The 17,143-nt window shown below is 31.2% G+C and carries 17 protein-coding genes, 1 tRNA gene and 1 riboswitch; of the genes, 8 read left to right on the top strand and 10 right to left on the bottom strand.

Translation table 11 applies throughout. From position 1 onward, the window contains the following. The first annotated feature begins 41 nt into the window (after nt 1–41). Nucleotides 42–1,016 carry an asparaginase gene (locus tag FD06_RS00085; RefSeq protein ID WP_056965498.1) on the top strand — a complete coding sequence of 325 codons (975 nt, stop codon included), beginning with the start codon at nt 42–44 and terminating at the stop codon, nt 1,014–1,016. A gap of 17 nt (nt 1,017–1,033) precedes the next feature. Beyond that, nucleotides 1,034–2,197, top strand: coding sequence for a hypothetical protein (locus FD06_RS00080; protein ID WP_056965497.1), 1,164 nt, complete (start codon nt 1,034–1,036; stop codon nt 2,195–2,197). Nucleotides 2,198–2,216: 19 nt separating this feature from the next. On the opposite strand, the gene FD06_RS00075 is transcribed toward FD06_RS00080, so the two are convergent. From FD06_RS00075 to FD06_RS00060, 4 genes are all read right to left on the bottom strand, one after another. Beyond that, nucleotides 2,217–2,411: an LBP_cg2779 family protein gene (locus FD06_RS00075; RefSeq protein ID WP_056965496.1), complete on the bottom strand. Its 195-nt coding sequence runs from the start codon at nt 2,409–2,411 to the stop codon at nt 2,217–2,219. Nucleotides 2,412–2,505: 94 nt separating this feature from the next. Then, the gene (locus FD06_RS00070) at nt 2,506–3,156 is read right to left on the bottom strand and encodes an energy-coupling factor transporter transmembrane component T (protein WP_056965495.1); all 651 of its coding nucleotides are present in this window, start codon (nt 3,154–3,156) and stop codon (nt 2,506–2,508) included. Continuing rightward, nucleotides 3,143–4,537: an ATP-binding cassette domain-containing protein gene (locus FD06_RS00065; protein ID WP_056965494.1), complete on the bottom strand. Its 1,395-nt coding sequence runs from the start codon at nt 4,535–4,537 to the stop codon at nt 3,143–3,145. The genes FD06_RS00070 and FD06_RS00065 overlap by 14 nt, the downstream gene beginning before the upstream one ends. Before the next feature lie 16 nt (nt 4,538–4,553). Beyond that, nucleotides 4,554–5,108, bottom strand: a complete 555-nt coding sequence (locus FD06_RS00060; RefSeq protein WP_054657258.1) for an ECF transporter S component — start codon at nt 5,106–5,108, stop codon at nt 4,554–4,556. Nucleotides 5,109–5,201: 93 nt separating this feature from the next. Then, a riboswitch (TPP riboswitch) is annotated at nt 5,202–5,292 on the bottom strand. A 158-nt stretch (nt 5,293–5,450) separates the two neighbouring features. Here FD06_RS00060 and FD06_RS00055 point away from each other — a divergent pair. Together FD06_RS00055 and FD06_RS00050 are read left to right on the top strand one after the other, a co-directional pair. Then, entirely contained in the window at nt 5,451–6,479 is a 1,029-nt protein-coding gene (locus tag FD06_RS00055) for a D-alanyl-D-alanine carboxypeptidase family protein (RefSeq protein ID WP_056965493.1), read from the top strand. A 146-nt stretch (nt 6,480–6,625) separates the two neighbouring features. Beyond that, complete coding sequence (locus FD06_RS00050) at nt 6,626–7,264, top strand: LVIS_2131 family protein (RefSeq protein WP_054657252.1); 639 nt, start codon at nt 6,626–6,628, stop codon at nt 7,262–7,264. A 31-nt stretch (nt 7,265–7,295) separates the two neighbouring features. Here the strand turns inward: FD06_RS00050 and FD06_RS00045 are convergent, their stop codons facing one another. After that, on the bottom strand, nt 7,296–9,137 hold the full coding sequence (locus FD06_RS00045) for an FAD/NAD(P)-binding protein (protein WP_056965492.1): 1,842 nt from the start codon (nt 9,135–9,137) through the stop codon (nt 7,296–7,298). Nucleotides 9,138–9,257: 120 nt separating this feature from the next. Between FD06_RS00045 and FD06_RS00040 the strand changes: the two genes are divergently transcribed. From FD06_RS00040 to FD06_RS00030, 4 genes are all read left to right on the top strand, one after another. Then, nucleotides 9,258–9,581 carry a hypothetical protein gene (locus tag FD06_RS00040; protein WP_054657250.1) on the top strand — a complete coding sequence of 108 codons (324 nt, stop codon included), beginning with the start codon at nt 9,258–9,260 and terminating at the stop codon, nt 9,579–9,581. A gap of 48 nt (nt 9,582–9,629) precedes the next feature. Then, nucleotides 9,630–9,701: transfer RNA gene (locus FD06_RS07545), tRNA-Arg, on the top strand. 105 nt (nt 9,702–9,806) lie between these two features. Further along, nucleotides 9,807–10,235, top strand: a complete 429-nt coding sequence (locus FD06_RS00035; protein WP_056965491.1) for a MarR family winged helix-turn-helix transcriptional regulator — start codon at nt 9,807–9,809, stop codon at nt 10,233–10,235. A gap of 1 nt (nt 10,236) precedes the next feature. Continuing rightward, complete coding sequence (locus FD06_RS00030) at nt 10,237–11,634, top strand: DHA2 family efflux MFS transporter permease subunit (RefSeq protein WP_056965490.1); 1,398 nt, start codon at nt 10,237–10,239, stop codon at nt 11,632–11,634. Between the two features lie 25 nt (nt 11,635–11,659). Here FD06_RS00030 and FD06_RS00025 read toward each other — a convergent pair whose 3' ends face one another. From FD06_RS00025 to FD06_RS00005, 5 genes are all read right to left on the bottom strand, one after another. Continuing rightward, nucleotides 11,660–12,205, bottom strand: a complete 546-nt coding sequence (locus FD06_RS00025) for a hypothetical protein (protein ID WP_056965489.1) — start codon at nt 12,203–12,205, stop codon at nt 11,660–11,662. A gap of 73 nt (nt 12,206–12,278) precedes the next feature. Further along, entirely contained in the window at nt 12,279–13,046 is a 768-nt protein-coding gene (locus FD06_RS00020) for an ABC transporter ATP-binding protein (RefSeq protein WP_056965488.1), read from the bottom strand. Further along, nucleotides 13,046–13,936, bottom strand: coding sequence for an ABC transporter permease (locus FD06_RS00015; protein ID WP_056965487.1), 891 nt, complete (start codon nt 13,934–13,936; stop codon nt 13,046–13,048). Before FD06_RS00015 ends, FD06_RS00020 begins: the two co-directional genes overlap by 1 nt. Beyond that, on the bottom strand, nt 13,933–14,931 hold the full coding sequence (gene trpX, locus FD06_RS00010) for a tryptophan ABC transporter substrate-binding protein (protein ID WP_054657246.1): 999 nt from the start codon (nt 14,929–14,931) through the stop codon (nt 13,933–13,935). The genes FD06_RS00015 and trpX overlap by 4 nt, the downstream gene beginning before the upstream one ends. A gap of 406 nt (nt 14,932–15,337) precedes the next feature. Further along, the gene (locus tag FD06_RS00005; protein ID WP_056965486.1) at nt 15,338–16,939 is read right to left on the bottom strand and encodes an APC family permease; all 1,602 of its coding nucleotides are present in this window, start codon (nt 16,937–16,939) and stop codon (nt 15,338–15,340) included. Between the last annotated feature and the right edge of the window lie 204 nt (nt 16,940–17,143).

Here is a 17,143-nt window from a genome sequence, read left to right as displayed (position 1 = left end):
GTACAATTAAATAAAATTAGCTTTTGAGGGGGATTATAATCTTGAAAAATATTTTAGCGATTCATACTGGAGGAACCATTTCCATGTCACAAAATGAAAATGGTGAAGTTATCCAAAATGATGAAAATCCTATTGCTAAACAAACCATTAATTTAGGCCAAGACATTAATGTAATCAACGATGATTTATTTAACTTACCATCACCACACGTAACTCCTGAAATTATGTTACAAATAAGTCAACGAATTAGAAAAGCATATAACGAGAACATTGATGGGGTAGTTATTACGCATGGAACTGATACTTTAGAAGAAACAGCGTACTTTTTAGATTTAACATTACCCAACAAAATACCAGTGGTAGTAACTGGTGCAATGCGTTCTTCAAATGAAATTGGTTCAGATGGACTATATAATTTTATGAATGCTTTAGCAGTTGCAGCTTGTGATGATGCGGCTGATAAAGGGGTTTTAGTTGTAATGAATGATGAAATTCATACAGCTAGATATGTAACTAAAACTCATACTACTAACGTTGATACCTTTAGGACACCAACTTTTGGGCCCATTGGAATTGTCAGTAAGCATCAACCAGCTTTTTATCAAGAACTAATTCAAAGTGAAGTATGCTCAATAGATCATACCGTGGATGGTGTATATCTGGTAAAGGCATTTGCGGGGATGGATGGAACCATTTTCGATGCACTAAATAAATCAGATACTAGGGGAATTATCGTGGAAGGATTAGGTGCTGGTAATTTACCACCCGCTACGTTACCTTCAGTACAGCGTCTACTTAACGCCAATATTCCAATTTATCTAGTTTCACGTTGTATTAATGGATTTGCACAAGATATTTATGACTATCAAGGTGGCGGAATTGAACTAGAAAAAATGGGTATTGAAATTTGCCGTGGCCTAAATGGTCAAAAAGCCAGAATTAAATTAATTGTTGGAGTTAGTGCTGGTAAATCCAGAGCTGATTTGAACAAATTTATGGCGAATGCAATATCATAATATAAAGTGAGGATTTTATGAACACTATTTATAGTGATTTACAGGATGCATTCAATGATCGAAAATTGATTAATGTTTATCAAGAAGACGAGGATGTATTTTATACAGGGTACGTAAATCGAATCAATGATGATGAAACATTGTTAAGTACCTACGATAGCTTAGGATTAGCTGATGGCATGGTGTGTCTAAAAAACTCAGTAATTTCTGAAGTTGAATTTGATAGCGATGATTTAAGTGATATTAAATTAAGAATGTCAATCGCTGCGGATGACGATTTTATTGATTTTTATCCTAATTCGTTATCCTTTGCTACGAACATTAACTTATTTGAGCAAATTATCATTCAATCAATGCTTGATAAACAGGTTATTTTAGTCCAAGATTTAATTTCTAATCGTTTTATTGAGGGGCTAGTCACTGATGTTAGTGATACTAATTTTAAAATAAAAAATGTTGATAAGTTTCACTTCAGTAATAAAAAAGAAACAACAATTAATTTTACCAACATCAAATTAGTTGAGTTTCAAGGTCGAGAATTAACTATTTTAAGTCGTTGTTTAGATGTTTTTAAAAAAGATAGTTTGCCAACAATTATAAAACGTGAACAAGCTGAAATTGTTGATGGATTAAAACAAGCATATAAGAATCAGCAATTGGTTGAAATTAGGTCTAGATATAATAAAAGATATTTTTATGTTGGACAAATTATTTCTTTATCTGATAGCCAACTAGTAATTAAAGTGGTTGATATGGCTGGACAATTTGGTGGATATGTACTGATGAAAAATTTAGCAGTACACAATTTAATCGTTCAATCTGATTACTTATTTTTAATTCAGCAATTTATTGACATGAATAAGTATTATCATATGGAGTCACAACCAGTTTTAAATTATGAACGAGAATTTGATTCACAAGATAATTTATTTTCAGATATTATTAATCAATCTCAAAAATTGAGATATTTAATTCGATTGCAGTTGAATAATGGTAATGACTTCATGGGATATCCAGTTAAGACTGATGACGATAATGTGTATATCAATCAGTTAGATGAAACCAAAACTTTCTTAATTTTGAACAAAAAAATTGCCTTAAATGATGTAATGGAAATATCATTTGGGTATGTTGATGCTTATTTAGTTCGAGAAATATTATCATTGCGTGGAGAAATATAAAAAGCCTAGTAACTAATTGTTACCAGGCTTTTTCATTACATCCTACTTTTATAACTCTAAGTTCATCTCTCGTGGGTCTTCGTTCCATAGATTTAATATTGTGTAACTCTTCGACACTAAAATGTAACTTGAATGCTAATTGAGTATCGGTAAGGTCATTATTCTTTTGATAATCAACAATTTTTTCTGAAACATTACTTAATTTACGATTCATATAAAGCCTCCAAATTATTATAAAAAACATTACGACCCAACTACATTATAAACATAATTATAAGATGTTGATAAATTTATGTTTGTAAGATGTTTTAAAAGTAAAAAAGAAATATTTGTACGGCTATCAATAACGCTAATGAAAATACATAATCGCTTCTTTTAATTTCCATTTTTTGGTAATGGGTTCTTTGAGAATTTTCTGAAAAGCCATGTGATTCCATCCCTTCAGCTAAAAGTTCCGAATAATGAATAGCTGATACAATTGCTTTGAAATACAACGATGGCGACCAAAAATGTAAACTCATGTTTCTAAAATATGCTGCTTGTTTAATGTCTAAAATATCTTGTTTTATATAACTTATTAAGTTAAAGCCACCCATAAATCCATATACAAATTTTGTAGGCATATGAAGATTTTGTTCAAATGACATGCATAATTCTTTTATTGTAGTTGTTTTAGTAATGGTCATTCCTAAAGCGATGTATGCATACAGACGAGTAACTAATATTGTGCCCATAAAAGAGTTACCGTACATGTTTTGAGAAAATACTATCCCTATTGATGGGATGATTGCTAGTGTAAAAACAAGCAGGGTGCCTTTAGTTATTGCTTTATGAAAGATTAAATACAGTATGCTGCAACAGATAAGCACTAGATTAGTTATGATGTTTTGCGTAAAGGATATTTCTAAAGCAATTAATAAGATAGTGATTAGTTTTATAGATGGATTAATTATGCTCACTTCCTAAGTTCACTAGTTTATGGTTTGACAAGTTAACATGGTGGTCAATTATTTGGCCAACATCATCAAAACGATGACTGATGATAATCATGCTCTGATTAAATTTCTCCTTGGCATTTTTTAAAAGTTTTAAGATTTGATGGAGTGAATGATTATCTAATCCATTGAATGGTTCATCAAGTAACAAAATTGGATTAGACATAATTAACATACTTAAAATTTGTACTTTCTTCTTTTGCCCTTCACTTAACGTGTATATTACTCGATTCAATAAGGCATCCAAATTTAGTAATTTAATAGCATCTTGAATTTGACTAAAATTATAAAAACCGTTCTTAACTTTTTTGTAAGATAGATTAATTTCTTCCTGCACCGTCATGGTCATGAATTGGGTGTCCGCGTTTTGAAAAATTAAGCCAACTTTTTTGTATAATTTTTGTTTACTCATTTTACGAATTGGCATTTTTGCTAACGAAATATTTCCGCGATACTTTTTACTTTTAGTAATCGCTTTAAAAAGCGAGGATTTTCCAGTTCCGTTGTCTCCTGTTAATAATGTAATTCCATTTTTAAAACTAAAGTTATTTATAGACAATAATTCTTTATTTTCGTTAGCTACCTCAAAATTTTGCAAAGTTATTATATTATCGAATGGTCGACGATTTGTATTTAAACTAATTAATTTGCTTAGATTGTTTGGTTTAACAGCATTGAACGGCTTAAAATTAAGCTTATTTTCATCAAATTTATAATAAAAATCAGCCGTACCATAGTATATGTAAGTATTATGATCAACAATAATAATCGTTTTGTGATGTTCTCTTTTTAAGACGTTTAATTTATCAATAATTAAATTTACTGAAGACTGGTCAACGTTTACAAAAGGTTCATCTAATAGAATTACAGGACTATCGATTGCATATATAATGGCTAATGATACTTTTTGTTTTTCACCACCAGATAAAGTAGCAATTTTACGGTTAGCTAAATGTGCAATTTCACAAAATCCAAGGGCTTGTCTGGCCTTTTTTTCAATTAATTTAGGGTTAGTGTTAATATTTTCTAGCGTAAAAATTAGCTCGTCTTGAACTGTTTCCATTGCAAACTGGTAATTTGGATTCTGAAACATTATGCTGATTTGTTTACAAAATGCATCTGTACCAGTTTTCTTTAGCGGTTCGTGATTTAGTGTTATTGTCCCATTGCATTTTCCATTGCTATATTTTGGATATAGTTTGGCAATACTTTTAAGTAAAGTACTTTTACCACATCCAGAGGGTCCTTGAATAACTGAAATAGTTTTTTCAGTAAATTTCATATTTACATTTTTTAAAATGTAGTTTTCATTAACCCGATAACTAAAGTCTTTAATTTCTAGCATTTGATTTAGTACACTCCTACTTTAAAATAGTACTTTTCTCCAATAAGTTAGCGATTAATTTAGTTAAAATTCCATTGAATACAAATACGGAAATTAATCTAGTTACAAAAAGTAACATTAACATTTGGTAACTATAAGCACTATATCCATTTCTAAACCAGTCCCAAAGAAATGTGATAACGGTAGTTGTAATGGTTGTTGATATAATACTTACCCATCCATATATTTTATAGCCTAAAATAGTAAAACCTAATTCAGAAGCGATACCTTGCTCAATTCCGGAAATAATAGTTGAAGCTCCCCATTGGCCACCCCAAAACATTTCCACAAAAGATCCTAACAATTCTGCAATCAATGATGAACCAGCTTTTCTAATTATGTATCCTGATAAGGGGCCAGCCATCGTCCATAAACCAATTAGTAAATCATTGGATAGGGGTGCTAAACCTAATGGGGTTAGTGCGACTGTAACTACATTGTATAAAAATCCAGCAACCCAAAAGATAGTTCCGCAGATAATTGAAATTAGTGTCATTAAAATAATGTTTCTTAAGTTTAAATTTTTAAGCATATCAATTCTCCTAATAATTTTTTGTATATTAAAAGGGTCCCCAAATACAAAGTTTGAGGGCCCTTGAATTTTTAGCTTAAAATTGTACGCAAAAATAAAAGACTAATGTTTTCCTTCGCAAGTATTAGCTTGATCAGGTTCCATGGGTATTATCTCAGCCTAAAAGGCACCCCAAACAATGTAAATAAATATTTTAATATATTTGGATTATAAGACAGATATTAAATAAAAGCAACAAAGATTACTTTGTTGTTACAGTTTGGCTAATTCTATTGTCGATGCCTTTAATAGATGTTAGTTTATATTTAGTAAAAACATTAATTTACAAAAAGGATGTACTCCATGAAAAAATATATTAAGTATTTAATTTTAACTTTGGTCGCAGCTGTTGGAATTATAACGTATACACAATATGAATCAACAAGTGCTTCTTCAGTTAAAAACGCGGTTTCTAAGACTAAAATACCATCTTCTAAGTCTTTTAAACCTAATTATTACTTGAATAGTGACGAAAACTATGTCGATAATTTAATTAGAGATAATGACACATTTAAAGGCACTAAAAAAGCTAAAGCTTCAGTAGCTTTAGATGTTGATAAAAACACTTTTGTATATGATAAAAATGGTAGCAAAAACATGCGCATTGCATCTGTGGCAAAGCTTATGACACTTTATTTAGTAATTCAAAAAGCCCAAAATACTGATAACGGCTGGAATCAAGTAGTTAACACTTCTAGTGCAAGTTTAAGAAGAATGGGCCAAAATCCTGCTGTAGGTGGTTTTAAATTTGTAAAAGGACATAACTACACAGTTAAGCAGTTATATCAAGCTGCTTTAATTCAATCTTCTAATAATGCAACAATTGCTTTAGGTGAATGGGTGGCAGGTAGTAACAAGGCCTTTATTAATATGATGAATAGTCAAGCTAAAGCCTGGAACTTGAATGCAACCTTTGTCTCCTCATCGGGTTTGGAAAATCATGATTTAAGCTCCTATGGATACTGGGTAAAAGGTAAGTATCGCGATGGTAATATGGTATCCGCTAGATCAGTAGCAATCATTGCTAGTCACGTACTTAAAGAATATCCAAGAATTGTTGACGATTCTAGTAAAGTTAAGGCTAATGTAGCTGGGCAAACTGTAAGAAACGTTAACAGAATGCTACCTGGAAAAACTTATTATAAAAAGAGTTTGTATGTTGATGGTCTAAAAACTGGTTACACCCCTGATGCAGGGTTATGTTTTGTAGCTACTGGTCAACAACCAGGTAAAGATCGTCTTGTAACTGTAGTTTTAAATGATAATGACGAATTTTCTGAAACTAAATCGCTTATGAAACATATATATGCAACTTCTGAATTATTTAGATAAAAAGAGCACTGTTAGGTGCTCTTTTTATTGTATATTAACGAATGTATTATATAAGCCATAAAATATAATTTTGAGTTTTTACGCATTTAGTGTAAAATGTCAAATATGTTTAAAAAACTTAATTATATTTTAAAGGAGTTTTTTGTATGAAATCAGCCTGGAATTTTGTTGGCTTGATTTTTTGGTTATGTTTACTATTCGATTTACTAATTGTACTATTCTACCTTTTTCTTCAAATTAAAGATAATAAAAGCAATAATCATCCATTGTTCGTAAAATGTTCTAAAAACTTCGTGCACATTTTAATTAATATGTGTATTTTTTTAGTTATGTTTCACTTTGCTTTCGGCAACAAACTAGTTTTAAAATCTGTAGTTAATACTAAAGCTTACTATCCGTTAGTTTTAGATACTAATGGTTTTAAATCTTATTACATTAAAGTCAATTCACAAAACGAAATCAGTCATTTAAATAATTATTATTATTTATCTGACGGTAAAAAGAACGTAGTTAATAGTAATCAGGCGTTAGTGCTTGATAATAATTTTAATAATTATAGAAACTTATACAAAATAAGTAGTAGGTATAAAAACCGTGATTTGAACAAAAGTTTAGTTATTCAAGATTTAGATTCCAAGACTCAAAAAGCATGGGTTTTAACTATGCAAAGTTGGTATAAAGATAATTTAATTAATGGAATTGGTTTTAAGGCGGGTAAATTATACGATAAATACACTGTAATTAGGGTACCTGATAGTTCTTATATATATAATGAAAACGAATAAAGGAATCTCATGTGTTGAGATTCCTTTATTTTTATAATTTATTAGCAATATGATTACTTATTTTTTGAGCAATTAAAATGTTTTCATCATTTTTAGATGGGGTGGGAAATGCTGATGGAATAAAGTATTTCCCAGCAGTACTAAGTCCCCAAGCATAAATGTCTTTATTTATTTTTCCATTGTTAGCTATAATATTGTTGCTGTTTACATCAATATCAATAGAATCAGTTGTACTTGTCTGATTATTGTTTATTTTAAGCTCGTCTAAATGCACAAGTTTATCGTCTGATAAATTTTTAAGTAGTACATTGTCAGTATTTTTCAAAGAAGCTTTAGGAATCCGAGCTTCAATTAAATTCTTTGCACTAAAAATTTCTTTTTTATAAAACATTGAGCAAGTCTTATAAGTCTTATTTGCCCCGATAAGCATCATTTGAGGACCTAATATGGTTACGATGTTAGCTTTAATTAATGCAGCTAATTGTTCGCTTCTAATTACAGGTGCTCCCATTGATAAAAAGCTAATTGTTGACATGAATTGTTTTTGAAATTTATTAATATAATCATCATTGGATAGCAGATTGTTAGCTACAATCCAGCGAATGTTGGTTCTTAAATCTCTTAGCATTTCAATGCTTGAAGTAAGCGGGCCAGTTTTAGAGCCTAATTTTGCATCTTTTATAATAAAGTTTAACCATTTCAAAATTTCTTTTTGATAGTTATCTGTTGTTGTGATTTTTACACCGGCGACTGGATTTAAAACCTTTTCCCAATTAAAAATATCCGCCGTATCAATTCCGTATTGCTCTGCAAAATTTAGTTTTCCGTTATTTTTAATGAAATCATTTTTAAAATTATCTAAATTAATTTTTGCGTATTTACTTTTGATTAGTAAAGCGTAGTAGCGATATTCAATATCTAATTTTAGTAGTTTAACTAACTCTTCGTATTTTAATTTGTCATTGGTTAAATGCTTTTTAATCACTTCAGGAATTAGGAAATGTCCGCCAAATTTTTCATCGTATCTTTTTTGACTAATTGCTTTAGGAAAATATGGAACCCCACGTCTTGAGCCGGCAATGATTCTAGGTTCGTTACCAGAAGGAATATATTTTAGATTTTCGCCATCTTTAACAAATTTACCACCACGACCAATGGTTAACAATGAAACATAGTCATTAAAACTAAGACCCAATCCTCTGATTATTACGTTTTCACTAGCTTTGATTTTTGATAAATCTTGTTCAGCTGGGTATCCAGGTAGAAAATAATTTAGTCCATTTTCTTTAGCATATTTTTGTAGAGAAGCTTCATTTTCACTTAATTTGTTTTCCTGTTGTCCCAAACTAATAATAATTTTGTCAAAGTCACCGTAATATTTTTTAAAATTAATAATGACATTATATTTTTTATCACTATTAACTTTGATATTACTTACAGTTTGATGATTAATTAAATTTATTTTTTTGTCCGCAGTTTGCTGAGTTAAAATATATTCTTCGAAAAACCATTTACAATAAATACCTAATAATGCTCGATCAGCATAACCATTTTCTGGTAAATTTGTAGCAGCTGCAATAAGTTGTTGCTGATACTCAAAATCATGCTTCGATATAAAATCTTCACTTTCGTTTTTACACCATTCGTAAAGTGTTTGTTTATTTTTATCATCGTAATTAAAAAGTGTGATTTCGCTAGCGGGGGTATTCATAATCAAATAAGGTGATTGGTTTGCATTCCAAACCCTACCTCCAACGTCATATTTGTCGAATAAATTGATTTGTAAGCTTTCATTTTTATTATTAAAATTTTTTAGTAAATTATATGCAGTTACCAGGCCACGTGGACCTGCACCGATGATTGCTATCTTCATAATATAAACTCCCTTAATCTGTAGTTATATATACATTATAGTTTTTATATTAAATATTTAAAAATATAATAATTATTATATTGATTTAATAATGTTAAAATATTCCTTGAGGTGATTTTAATGAGTGAATTAATTCCAGAAAATATGGATGAGGTTAATTATAAATTTAATGAATTGTCAAAATCAGGTAAGCCAGTCGATATTGATGATATTATTTCTAAATCAGTTAGTGATTTATTTCAAATGTATCTAGAAAGTGCTGAAGAAGGTCATTATGATACTGGAGAATTAGATGGAGATACCATCAATGTGTATGGAATTGGGCACGTTAAACAATGTTCTTTTAAATCAAAAGGTGCATCTTTTGTTGAGGACTTTAAAAATAACTCAATTGAATTATTATTAAGACTTGAAGAACAAGCCGATAAGATTGCTAGAAGTTAGCTAATTATTTGAAATATATTCTATAAATTATTATCATTATTTATAGATGCGTTCCTAGTGTAATGGATAGCACATGAGATTTCGGTCCTCATGATCCGAGTTCGATTCTCGGGGAACGCATATCACAAAGTACTCTTTTTAGAGTACTTTTTTTTATTTTGGGTTGAAAAAAATATTTTTTGTTATAAAATAGTTAGTTAGCTAACTATTTTAAGGAGGAATATTATGAAAGAAAATTTTGGAATACTTTTAAAAATAGCATGCATTCAAATGGTTAAGCGTTTTGATGCTTTTGCACATGAATATGGATTGACTTCTACTCAAATGTCAGTAATCGATTTTTTAAGTCGACGTCAAGAGTTGGAAACATTTCAAAAAGATATTGAAGAAGAGTTCTATATTCAAAAATCAACAGCATCAGTATTATTAAAACGAATGGAAAATCATAATTTAATAACTAGAAGTGCTTCTTTAAAAGATTCTAGAAAAAAGCAAGTTTTATTGACTGATGATGCTAAAAAGTTACAAAAAGTGATCAGTCAATATATGGATACTACTCAACAAAATTTTGAAAACAATTTTTCAAAAGAAGAAATTAAACTTTTGAATCGAGTAATGCATAAATTAATTAAATTTGAAAAGGGGAATTTATAAAATGGCTAGCTCAAAAATGTCATTTAAAATTATTCTAGCTGTGGTTGCTGCAGGAATTATGTCTTTTGCGGGAGTTGTAATTGAAACATCTATGAACATTACATTTCCTACGTTAATGCAAGAATTCGGAATTAACACTAGTACTGTGCAATGGATGACAACTATTTATTTATTAGTTGTTTCGATAGTAATTCCGCTATCAGCTATTTTGAAACGTAACTTTAAAACAAAAAACTTATTTATAACAGCAAATTTATTATTTATTTTAGGAATAGGGTTAGATATCATAGCTCCGAACTTTAGTTTGCTGCTTTTAGGAAGAGTAGTCCAAGGAATGGGAACTGGAATAGCATTACCATTAATGTTTAATATTATTTTGGAACAAGTTCCTGAGTCTAAAATAGGTCTTATGATGGGAGTTGGAAATTTAATTACTGCCATTGCTCCAGCAGTAGGTCCAACTTTTGGCGGAGTTGTCGTATCTTCTATTGGATGGCGCTACATCTTTGTTATATTATTACCTCTATTAGTTTTATCACTATTAATGGGATTATTTGCAATTGAACAAAAGAGTGAAATCAATAAAGCTAAATTTGATTTAATTAGTTTAATGCTAATTATGGTTACTTTCTTAGGATTGGTTATTGGATTTAGCAGCATGGGCGACGGCCAAGTATTATCATTAAAAGTCATCTTACCAATCATAGTTGGTATTTTAGGGATGATTATTTTATATCAACGCTCTACACATATTGAAAATCCAATCGTTAATTTGAATGTTTTGAAAAATAAAGGCTTTGCAGGACATGTTTTAGTATTTTTTATTCTTCAGTTTGAAACTTTAGGTTTGTCATTTATCTTGCCTAACTATATTCAAATTGTTAATCATAAATCTGCTACGATAGCTGGCTTAGTAGTATTACCTGGGGCAGTTATTGGAGCATTATTTGCACCATTTTCTGGGAAGATATTAGATAACTTTGGCCCTAAGCCACCAATGTTAAGCGGACTATGTTTTGGAGTTATTTCATTAATTTTATTTGTTACTTTTAGTATGCATCTAAGCGATACGCTGGTTTTAATTTTTTATGTAGTTTATATGATATGTATAGGATTATCATTCGGTAACTTTATGACAAACGGTTTGAAGCAGTTAAAAAGACATGAAAATAGTGACGGAAATGCTGTCTTTACAACAGTTCAACAAATATCTGGAGCTATTGCTACTTCAATTATTTCTGCCGTCATAACTATTAGTCAAGTTAGCCACAAAAGCTTAGGCGAAGTAGGCAGTACAGCGTTGGGCTCTAAAAATGCTTTAATTGTCTTGCTTGTTTTAATTGTTATAGCTGCGTTAGTTACTTTTAAAATGTTAGTTTTTAAAAAATCTGCAAAATAAAAAAGACGGTAAAAACCGTCTTTTTTTATTTGATAAATTTTAAAATGTAGTAACCTTGACTATCCGAAGTCACAGTGTAGTTTGTATAACCATCTTTTAGCCAAGAGCTTTGAGTTGCGGTGGCCCAATTTTTAGCATCTTCCACGGAACCAAATGTATGAGTAACATTAAAAGTAGAATTATTATACTTTTGTGGTGGTTCGTTATTGTCGGGAGTACTATTATTACTGCTATTGCTATCAGATTTATTGCTATTGTTATCGTTGTTGTTTGTTTCACTAGAATTAGTCTTTTTAGTTTCATATTTAGTTTTTTGATCATTATTATTGGAGCTTTTCTTACTACTACTTTCAGTTTGCTTAGCACTTTTAGTTGTGTAGTAATCACTTTTTTTAGTTCCCTTAACATCGCCACTAAAAAGTTTAACACTAGCTACGATAAAAGCTGTAATTAATACGATAGCTAATATAATTTGCCAAACCTTAACTTTATTTTTGTTAGGTTTTTCATTTAGTTCACTACGTTTAAAATTGTATCGACGAATTCTAGAATCTGAATCGTTATTATTCAACTTTGTCCCTCCTGTAAAAGGCAAATTTCCCCATACAGTATTATAACAAAATTGGATTTAATTGTATTGTTAGTTATTTTTCGTTGAAGAATTTGTACATATCTTCTTTAGACAGCTTTTTCTTTTCTTCACTGTTAAAGTCGTAAGCAATGGCGCCTTTGTGCAATACAATTAGTCGATTACCATATTTTAAAGCATCTTCTAATTGATGTGTAATCATTAAACAGGTTAGATTTTCTTTGATGATAGTCTCATTGGTTATCTTCATCAATTTTTCAGAAGTGTTGGGGTCTAAAGCAGCTGTATGTTCGTCTAACAGCAAAATGTCAGGTCTTTTAATTGTAGCCATTAAAAAACTTAAGGCTTGTCTTTGACCACCAGATAAATTTCCAGTAGGGGTGTTTAAACGTTTATCTAAACTATTATTCATTTTTGCGGTAATTTTTTTAAATAATGGTAACTGTTTATTCAATCCTCTTAGGTTGAATAAACGATGTTCACCACGTTTTTCAGCTAATAGTAGATTTTCCGCCACAGTCATACGTGGTGCAGTACCTAGTTTAGGGTCTTGGAAAACGCGACTCAAAAACTTAGTTCGTTTAACGACTGACATTTTATTGATGCGATTGCCTTTATATATGATATCCCCTGAAGTGGGGACAATATTGCCAGTGATACTGTTAAATAAAGTTGATTTACCGGCCCCATTGGAACCTAAGATAGTTATAAAGTCACCATCATGGATATCTAAATTTAGATGATTTAAAATATTCAGTTCTTCGGGTGAACCGGCGTTTACCGTTTTAGTAACGTCTTTTAGTTGAAAGATAGGCTTACTCATTATTTTAGCCCCCTTTGAATAATTCTTTTGAGGTTGTATTTCTTTTCTAAGATTGGTAATGACATAAATAATGCCAGAATTACTGAAGAAATTAAGTTGAAATCGTTAGCATTAAAGCCAAGTTGTAATACAATCATTAATATAATTCGATAAATTATACTACCTAAAATGACTGCGATTAGTCGTTGATTCATTGTTAAATTACCAAAAATAACTTCACCAATAATAATTGATGCTAAGGCCACTACGATTATTCCAATTCCCATATTAACGTCTGAATATCCATTATTTTGTGCAATTAGGGCACCGCCTAGGGCAATTAAACCATTGGATACACTGACTCCCATAATTTTCATATTATCAGTGTTAATACCAAGAGATTGAGCCATATCTTCATTGTCACCGGTAGCGATGAATGATTGACCTAAGTTAGTCTGTAGGAAGTAAATTAAAATTGCGATAATAATTGCTACAATTAAGATACCTATAAAAATGCTATCGAAGTAAGGCGGTAACTTAGCAAATACTGGACTATTGAATAACGTCTTTAAACCTAACAACGATTGATTGGGCTTACCCATAATCCTTAAATCAATGGAGTAAGATGCTGTCATAACTAAAATACCGGCTAATAAAACTGGAATTTTAGCTTTAGTATAAAGTAGCCCAGTTACTAAGCCGGCTAAACAACCGACAATAAAGGCTAAAATAGTTGCATTAAATGGTGACACACCATGAGCAATTGCTGTGACGGAAGTTGCTGCTCCCATTGGAAAAGTTCCTTCAACAGTCATATCAGGGAAGTCAAGAATTCTAAAGGTTAAGAATAATCCAACGCCGATAATTCCCCATAACAAACCCTGTCCAATTGCAGATACTAATATACTCATTTGTAAATCACTCCTTTGTGTGTGGCTTCTTGAATAATATTTTCAGGTAGATGAATTCCTAATTTTTGAGCTTGTTTAAGGTTTACTACCAATTTTGGATGTTTAGTAAAACTGATAGGGGTATTTTTGGGGTCGATTTGTCCTCTCAAAATTCCAGCCGTCATTTTACCAGTTTGGACACCCATGCCATATTGGTCAACAGTATATGTTGCGACACCACCAGTTTTGACCATAGTATCTGATCCAGGAAAGACAGGAATATTTTTGGCATTGGCATTTCCAATTAAAGTTTGAATAGAACTAGCAATGGTGTTGTCGACTGGCACAAATACAGCATCTACTTTTTGGAGCATTTGTTGGGACACTTGGTTTAAATCATTACTGTTAGCAATGGTATAAGCTTTCAAATTAATATGATTTTCTTTACATAACTTTTTGAACATTTGATATTGAGTTGTCGATGAATTATCACTAGATGTGTAAATAATGCCCAAATTTTTCAAATGCGGGACGGATGCTTTGATTAAATCTAAATTAGGTTGTAGCGGTAATAAATCGGATACTCCTGTAACATTGCGACCAGGGTGTTGGTTACTGTCAACTAAGCCTGCTTTTTCAGGGTCAGTAATCGCTCCTAAAACAATTGGAGCATTTTTAATGCTATTGGCTAACGATTGAGCAGCCGGGGTAGCAATTCCAATCGCAGCATCAACATTTTCATTCGCAAACTTAGTACTCATAGTTTGTAAATTACTTTGATCACCTTCGGCATTTTGAAAGTCAATTTTTATATTTTTATTTGGGAAATATCCAGATTCTTTTAAACCATCGATAATACCTTTATGAATTTCGTTTAAAGCAGGGTGATCAGTTAGCTGCAAAATTCCCACAATAGGGGTGCGATTCTTATCGTTTTTTTTAGGGTGACTCTCTTGCAAAAAGGCATAGGTTAAAATTAAAAATAGGATAATAATGGTTCCATACAGTCTTTTCATATTTCGCTCCTTAAATAATTATTTTATGGCAATAAAAAAGCGGACATATCTGAATGCTCAGACAGTCCGCTTTTAATTTATTAGGCCTGGCTGGCATTTTAATAAAATCCGCACAGGCATTTATTCGTGAGAAGATAGCCAGCACAGATGCATTATCGATAAATGATTTAACATCTAATTATCAAAGTCGCATCTGTAAATTAACACACTACGACTTTAATATTGCCAGCCTTGCCAACTACTAAAACTAATTTTATTTATATTATTCATTGACAACCTCTCCCTTCTTAATAACCTAATTTTAAATATATAAATTATAAAAGTCAACCTTTTATATATTTAAAAGAAAAAAGAGTAAACATATTGTTTACTCTTTCGACCATTATTATCTTAATAATATTTTTATTTATTTCATTTGAACTTTGTCATTTACTGCTTTAGCGTTATCTAAGTTCTTAGTTACTACGTAAGAAGAAATACCCCAGTAGTAGCAAATTAATGAAACTATAATAATAACTACGAAGTCAAATGGATATGGAATTAAGTTAATTCCACCAAAATCAGAACTACCTAGGTAAGAAATGATTGAAATGAAAATTAAGTATCCAATCATCCATAGACTACCTTTGAATTGGTTACCAGTCTTGTTCCAATTAGTTTTCCATTCGAAGTAGAAGTAGAAAGGTAAACCTAATAGGATAACTCCGATAACTTTGATAGTAGTTGGCCACATTGCCCAGTAAGTAGCTAAACTAGCTAGCACAAATGCAAATGGAGCCATAAATTCTAGCAATTTAATTCTAATTGGACGTTTGAAGTTAGGCGCCATCTTTCTCAATGATTTAACAGTAACTGGACCTGTTAGATAAGCAATCAATGTAGAAGTGGAAATAACACTAGCTAAAGTTCCCCAACTTCTAAAGATAGCAACTAACAAGACACTTACAATCATGTTAACAACCATTGCAATACGTGGGACACCCCAACGTTCATTAATGATACCTAAGAATTTAGGCATGTGTCCATTATCTTTCATGGCAGCAAGGGTTCTCGCAGTTTGTGCTACGAAGGAAACACCAGTACCAAAAGGCGAAACGAAAGCGTCTAAATATAATAGTATAGCTAACCAGTGAATACCAAGTAAAATAGCTAAGTCAGCGAATGGTGATTCAAAATCAACACCATGCCAACCATTTGCTAAGTCAGCAGGGATAACTGATCCGATAAATGTAAATTGAAGTAACACATAAATAACTATACTGATACCAAGTGAAATAACAATTCCACGTGATATATTCTTTTTAGGATTCTTAATTTCTTGTCCCATATTAATAACAACTTGGAAAGCGTTATATGAGAAGATAATACCTGAAGCAGTTGTTGCTGAGAAAATAGCAGCACTACCGTAAGGCATAAATCCGCCCGCAGAAGTGAAATTACCTGAGTGGAATCCAGATAGTAACAACATAATAATTGTTAGCATTGGAACACCTAATTTAAGAATGGAAATAACACTTGTGAAGCGAGCTAATAAGTTAACTGACCAGTAATTCAACAGTGTAAAGACTAATATGAAAAGGAAAACCACTAATAAACCTTGGTTTGATATTTCACCTTTTTCCATAAATCCGTGTGTCCAGCTAGCCCATTTCCAAGGCCAAGTGTTCATATATTGAACGGCAGCCACAGCTTCAATTGGAATTAATGTTACTAATGAAACCCAGTTAGCCCAAGCTGCTATAAATCCTAGCAATGAACCGTGAGAGTATTGAGCATACTTACTCATACCACCACTTTCGGGGAACATTGAACCTAGTTCAATATAGTTAAAAGCAATTGCTCCAATAACAATTGCACCTACAACCCAAGATATTATTGCTGCTGGTCCGGCAACTCTAGAAGCTTCCCAAGAACCGAACAACCATCCTGAACCGATAATTGAACTTAAACCTAACATTACAATTTGAAATAAACCTATTTTCTTTTTTGTTTTATTTGTGTTTTTCATAAAACTCCTTTCATGGTCTCAAAACATATTACCAAAAAACTTTTTTGATGTAAAATTATTTGAAGCCTATCGTGGCAGTATTTAAACGCTTTCATGTTTATAATAGTGCTTGATTAGGGAATTTACAAATAAAAAATAAAAAAGCTAAATGATGTGAACCCCAAAAGTTAGACAACTTTTACTAGGATATTAATCCCAAATATT

It is taken from the genome of Apilactobacillus ozensis DSM 23829 = JCM 17196 (genome assembly GCF_001435995.1).
GTDB classification, from domain to species: Bacteria; Bacillota; Bacilli; order Lactobacillales; family Lactobacillaceae; genus Apilactobacillus; species Apilactobacillus ozensis.
Note: the sequence above shows the minus strand (reverse complement) of the source record. Positions and strands in the feature narration are given on the sequence as shown.

Bases quoted from the DNA above. Each gene is read 5' to 3' on its own strand.
- FD06_RS00040 (WP_054657250.1), top strand. From the start codon at position 9,258: ATGAGTGAATTAATTCCAGAAAATATGGATGAGGTTAATTATAAATTT.
- FD06_RS00005 (WP_056965486.1), bottom strand. From the start codon at position 16,939: ATGAAAAACACAAATAAAACAAAAAAGAAAATAGGTTTATTTCAAATT.
- FD06_RS00065 (WP_056965494.1), bottom strand. From the start codon at position 4,537: ATGCTAGAAATTAAAGACTTTAGTTATCGGGTTAATGAAAACTACATT.
- FD06_RS00015 (WP_056965487.1), bottom strand. From the start codon at position 13,936: ATGAGTATATTAGTATCTGCAATTGGACAGGGTTTGTTATGGGGAATT.
- FD06_RS00060 (WP_054657258.1), bottom strand. From the start codon at position 5,108: ATGCTTAAAAATTTAAACTTAAGAAACATTATTTTAATGACACTAATT.
- FD06_RS00050 (WP_054657252.1), top strand. From the start codon at position 6,626: ATGAAATCAGCCTGGAATTTTGTTGGCTTGATTTTTTGGTTATGTTTA.
- FD06_RS00080 (WP_056965497.1), top strand. From the start codon at position 1,034: ATGAACACTATTTATAGTGATTTACAGGATGCATTCAATGATCGAAAA.
- FD06_RS00035 (WP_056965491.1), top strand. From the start codon at position 9,807: ATGAAAGAAAATTTTGGAATACTTTTAAAAATAGCATGCATTCAAATG.
- trpX (WP_054657246.1), bottom strand. From the start codon at position 14,931: ATGAAAAGACTGTATGGAACCATTATTATCCTATTTTTAATTTTAACC.
- FD06_RS00075 (WP_056965496.1), bottom strand. From the start codon at position 2,411: ATGAATCGTAAATTAAGTAATGTTTCAGAAAAAATTGTTGATTATCAA.
- FD06_RS00030 (WP_056965490.1), top strand. From the start codon at position 10,237: ATGGCTAGCTCAAAAATGTCATTTAAAATTATTCTAGCTGTGGTTGCT.
- FD06_RS00055 (WP_056965493.1), top strand. From the start codon at position 5,451: ATGAAAAAATATATTAAGTATTTAATTTTAACTTTGGTCGCAGCTGTT.
- FD06_RS00020 (WP_056965488.1), bottom strand. From the start codon at position 13,046: ATGAGTAAGCCTATCTTTCAACTAAAAGACGTTACTAAAACGGTAAAC.
- FD06_RS00045 (WP_056965492.1), bottom strand. From the start codon at position 9,137: ATGAAGATAGCAATCATCGGTGCAGGTCCACGTGGCCTGGTAACTGCA.